The sequence below is a fragment of the Mycobacterium sp. E2462 genome (assembly GCF_001672685.1).
Lineage (GTDB): Bacteria > Actinomycetota > Actinomycetes > Mycobacteriales > Mycobacteriaceae > Mycobacterium.
Window position 1 is genome coordinate 44,955 of sequence record NZ_LZKC01000307.1, and the last position, 4,789, is coordinate 49,743.

General features: G+C 67.0%; 5 protein-coding genes and 1 pseudogene. 1 reads left to right on the forward strand and 5 read right to left on the reverse strand.

Translation table 11 applies throughout. The features are described 5' to 3' along the window. Window positions 1–45: 45 nt before the first annotated feature. From A5714_RS25445 to A5714_RS15765, 5 genes are read right to left on the reverse strand one after another with little or no spacing between them, the layout of a single operon-like run. Window positions 46–1,128, reverse strand: coding sequence for a WXG100 family type VII secretion target (locus tag A5714_RS25445; protein WP_156747341.1), 1,083 nt, complete (start codon window positions 1,126–1,128; stop codon window positions 46–48). A gap of 2 nt (window positions 1,129–1,130) precedes the next feature. Then, complete coding sequence (locus A5714_RS15750; RefSeq protein ID WP_068286519.1) at window positions 1,131–1,595, reverse strand: YbaB/EbfC family nucleoid-associated protein; 465 nt, start codon at window positions 1,593–1,595, stop codon at window positions 1,131–1,133. Between the two features lie 34 nt (window positions 1,596–1,629). Continuing rightward, on the reverse strand, window positions 1,630–2,406 hold the full coding sequence (locus A5714_RS15755) for a hypothetical protein (RefSeq protein WP_068286523.1): 777 nt from the start codon (window positions 2,404–2,406) through the stop codon (window positions 1,630–1,632). Then, window positions 2,403–3,401 (reverse strand): hypothetical protein, encoded by a 999-nt coding sequence (locus tag A5714_RS15760; protein ID WP_068286525.1) that lies wholly within the window; start codon window positions 3,399–3,401, stop codon window positions 2,403–2,405. Before A5714_RS15760 ends, A5714_RS15755 begins: the two co-directional genes overlap by 4 nt. Beyond that, entirely contained in the window at window positions 3,398–4,018 is a 621-nt protein-coding gene (locus A5714_RS15765; RefSeq protein WP_068286530.1) for a hypothetical protein, read from the reverse strand. The genes A5714_RS15760 and A5714_RS15765 overlap by 4 nt, the downstream gene beginning before the upstream one ends. 370 nt (window positions 4,019–4,388) lie before the next feature. On the opposite strand from A5714_RS15765, the pseudogene A5714_RS27455 reads away from it, so the two are divergent. Continuing rightward, window positions 4,389–4,789: pseudogene (locus tag A5714_RS27455) on the forward strand (hypothetical protein); the annotation flags it as partial.

A 4,789-nucleotide genomic window follows, 5' to 3' on the forward strand; every position in this document is an offset into this window, starting at 1 on the left:
GAAATGTCCCGCGATGCGTGCGCACGGTTCCTCGGTCGCGCGCCGTCACTTCACCGCAGCGGCGGGATCGTTGGCGGGCGCCGCTGGACCACCAGGTGTGCCATGATTCGTCTGCCCGCCACTCTGGGCCGCCTGCATTGCCGCACTCACCCCCTCGCCCGCCGGTTGAGCCATCTGCTCCACGAGCTGTTCCAATGCATCGAGGCCCGACCCCGCAGTGGAGCCTCCCGCTCCCGGAATCGCGCTCAACACGTTCCCTGTGGGGGTCGCCGGACCACCGCTGGTGGGCACCGTTGGCAGAACGGACTGTTGGGGCGAGACGGCGGCCAGAGTGTTGGACGGCGAGGTCGACGCCGCGGGGACAGCCACGTTTGTGGGCGCGGGCGGATGAGCCGGCACTTCCGGTGACCCCGGCTGGACGGCCAGTGACGGCGCAGCGGCCGCGCCGGAAGCGTTGCCGCCCAGGACTTCAGCCGCCGGAACGGCCGGCTGGACCGGAATACGAGGCAGCTCGGGCGACGGTGAACCCACCCCCGATGACAACAATTCCTGCGACCCGTGCGCCGCCGGAACGGCCGGCTGGGCCGGGATAGCAGGCAGCTCGGGCAAAAGTCCCGACAGGGCGGGAGTTTGCGGCAGGAACTCCCGAGGCTGCATCGGTGCGAGCTGGGACGACGCCGTCAACACCGTGCTTGGCCCCCCGGAGCCGGGACCAGCGCCGGCACCCGAACCGGACCCTGAACCATCGCCCGAACCGGAACCGTCACCCGAGCCCGAACCGCCCCCAGCACCACCGGAACCCATGCTCAACAACGTATTTCCGGTACTACCGCCTTGTTGATCCTGATGCTGGAAATTGCTGGCGGCCGCCGTCAATGACTGTGCCAGGCTGTCCAGCTGCTGCGTTGTGGCGTTGATGGAGCTATCCACCTGATCGACTTGCGTGAGGTATCCGCTGGACCCATTGGCGAAGCCGTCACCGATGGAGTCATTGCCCCACGGCGACCCCAGACCGGCGAGCTGTCCCTGAAGGGTGGAAAGCACTTGCTTGATCGTGGCGCTGACATCGGCAACGTTCGCGGCAGCCGTCTGGAGGTCCTCCGGGTTCACGCTCAGTGACTCGGTCATCACTATCTCCTCACGGTCGGGAACGACGGATCTTCGTCCTGGGCGTCTCCGCCGTCACGAAGACGCGACGGCGTGCCCTCGGGTGCGCTCAGTCCGGATAACAGACTGCCGAAATCGGGCAGGTCCGCGACGAGGCCGGAAAGCGACGAGATGTCCTGGCGGCGTTGATTCAAGGGCGCCAACAGAGCCGCCGATTGACGTTCGATCTCTTGTACGGCCTGCTGTGCCGCGGCTGTGATGTGGCCAGCCAAATCGGCGAACTCGTACTCGTCGAGGTACGACTCGTCGATCACCGTATTGGTGACCATGCGCTGCGCATCGACGGTTATCTCGACGGTACCGTCCGCCGCGGTTGCCGTCGCGGTCAGCGCCGCCCGGCGTTGCTGCATGACCGCCAGATCGCGCATCTGCTCCTGCACCAACGAAAGCACGTGGGTGAGGTCGTGATTCATGGCGTCGTTATCCACGTGAATGCCTCCTTGAGGGTCGGTCGTCGATGGCTCACGACTCACGTCGAAACTCCCGCAGAACGGCCACGTCATCGGCGATGAGCCGATCGACCTGCTCGTGCAGGAATGCCCTGGTCATGGGCCGGGCATGGGCCTGATCCGCCGCGTAGATGTAGTCCCCGTCGTCGCCGACTCGCACCCATACCAGCGCGCGCTTTCCTCGGTCCAGGCCCCATTTGCGCGTTGGGCGCCAATGACTTTGAATCGTCGAGTATGCGGTCACCTCGCTCGCCGGGACCGTGATCTCGCTTGCCGAAGCGGACCGGTGCCGCACGTCGAAGGGGTCCTCGTCGAATTCCGCCTTTCCCCGCGGGACGTATTCGGGGATGACGATTGCCGGGTGCACTCCCGGTTGCGTCAATGAGACGGCTTCGGCGATCGCGGCACCCAGGTCGTAGGGTGAAACGGTGTAGATGTCGACGACATCTTTATCAGGGCGCTGAGCCGCGAAAAAGCCGAGGTGCCCTGTGCGGTAGGCGATCACCCGCTGGCTCGGTGTATCGGCGGGGATGTACTGCACATGGCACTCCACCCGGATGTCGGCGGCGTCATAGGCCGCCACGCACTCCACGAAGACCTGCAGGTCGCCGTAGTTGAACCGCTCGAGCACCGCGTCGGCGTAGGCGACAGCGTCGTCTCGAGTGGCGAAACGCGGTCCCTGGGTGAACATGAAGGGATACGGCATGAAATCGCGGCCGAAATACTGGCTGATCGCGTTGAGGTCGACCAGATCGAGGGTTCCGACGTGTGAGATGAGCGTCCCGTTCATGCCACCACCCGCATCACGCCATCCGTCGACACTCGGGGCGGACGGACCACGCGCAAGACCATCGCTGTCGCACTCAGCTCGTATTCGACCGCCAGCAACATCACGATGGAGTCGGGCTTCAGGTTTCCGGTTTGCGCCAGGAAAACCAAGGCGTCGGCTTGAGTGCTCACGCCCAGATATCCGTGGTCAAGGGTGTGTTGATGAAGGTCGGCCGACCATGGCAACCCCATCAGATTGGCCAGCGAGCGGAACGGCTGTCCGGTATCGGACCCTTGCGGTACGAAGTGAGTGACGTATTGCGCGCTGACATTGGCGTCGGCCAACGCGGCCCGGATCGCGCGGATGAACATGCGAAGCGATTCACGCATCGAGTCCAGGGACCGGGTAGCCGTGAGGCGCGAGTACACGTGTTGAAAGTCGTTGGCGTCGACGGCTTCCCAATAGCCGGCTCGACCTTGCCAGTCGTCGGCCATCTGCGGGCAACTCGCCGTTCCGCTACCCAGCAGCTTGGCGAAGCCACCGCCGCAGGATATGACCACCGCGTGTGCTGCATCAGAAAAGGGCTCACCGCCAACGGTTTTCGAGGTGGCAAAGCGATCACTCCAGCACCAGTTATCGGCGCCCGTGGAGACGGAGTAACCGTCGTCGTCGAGGAGTCGTGCGGCCAGCAGCCAGGAAGTGAGTCCGCCGGCGCAGTTTTGCTTCAACTCCAGCGCGTTACCGTGGCATCCGACAACGCCGTTCTGGATGTGATGATGCACCGGCCATCCTTGGCCGCCTTGTGGGCCCACCCCCGCGTGGACGAGCCATCGCACCCGGGCCACCGGGGTGTGGGCCGCGGCGACGGCGGCCTTCCCGGCTTGCACGGCCATCTCGGCAGGTGTGCTGCCCGGGTACTCGCACACGGCGCGCCAGTGGCCGTCCGATGCCAGTTCGCCGGGCCCGATTGGCCGCGGGGTCGGACGCAGTACCGCCACCGCCTCGAGCGACGTCATCGGCCGACCTGGGTTCGCAGCTCGGAGCCGGCGCGCCGCGAGGGAGTCGGCACCGGCGGTCGCGGCGCCGGAGGCATTACCGGCGTCGGCGGCCGCTGCACGGGCTCGGCCTCTTCCGGTCCGTCGTCACCGATCACCGGAACGACGGCATCCACCTCGCCGAGGACGAGCTCACCGTTCTTCTTGGTGCGCAACGCCTTATTCGCCTTATGCTCCTTGGCGCCGGGCCCACGCTGACCGCCGCCACCGAATCTGAACAACCTTGCGCCGCCGCCGAACGTGAACAGCACTGCGCCCCCGCCTAATGCGGGTTCCACTTCCGCGCTGCCGCCGCCAAACCTGAACACCATCCCGCCGCCCGGGGCGGGTAACGCTAACGGTGCTTTCCCTTCGACGAGTGATTTGAACACCACCCCGCCGCCGATAGCGGCCGGCCTGAACACCGCGCCGCCGCCAGCGATCGGTCTCGACACGACGCCGCCCCCGGTGACCGGCTTGGACACCACCGCCGCACCGGCGACCGATCTGAGTACCACGCCGCCGCCAGGCTTCGACGACCCGAACACGCCGCCGCCGCCGGGTTCCGACGACCTGGCGGTGCCCGGCGGATCGGGCATCGCCGATCCGTCGGGTGGTTCAAGTGCGAGCTCCGGGGACTTCCCGATGCCAAACACTGCCGCAATCGCCAACCCGCTCAGCGGCTCCCTTGGTGGACTCGGTGCACCGGGCAGCCCCACTGCCGGCCTCGGCAACTCGTCGGCGTCCGACGGTGCCGGGTTTACCGATCCGTTCAGCGGTTCAGGCGTGCCTGGGTCCGGCTCGGACGACCTCGGGTTGCCCACGGGCACCGGAATCGGCAATCCGTTTGGTGGATCGTCTAACCCGTTAAGTGGATCCGCTAGCCCGTTGGGGGGGTCCGCGAGCCCGTTGGGGGGATCCGCCAGCCCATCGGCCGGTGGGGCGGGTGGCTCGGGGTTGGGTAGCGGCTTGAGTCAAGCGGCGCAGGGCCTCGAAGAGCCACTCCAGCAGGCGTTGGGTGCGGCGCAGAATCACCAGAACGGCATGCCGGACACCGGATTACCCGAAGGTGTGCCGAAAGACCTCGACGCGCTGGGCAAGCCGGGGCCTGGGGGTGGCCATGGCGGGGGCGGCGCCGGCATCGGATCGCTGGGCCGCGACACGTTGTCCCCGGCCGGGGCGCCGGTGGCTGCCGCGACCAAGGGGACTGACATGCCAGGCCCAGCTGTGGCGCGTCCGGGTATGCCTGTGGGAGCCGGTGCGGGGGCCGGGGGAGCGCCACCCGGCGGCGGTGGTGGCGGCGGTCAGCGTGGGCCCGGCGCCAAGGAGCATAAGGCGAATAAGGCGTTGCGCACCAAGAAGAACGGTGA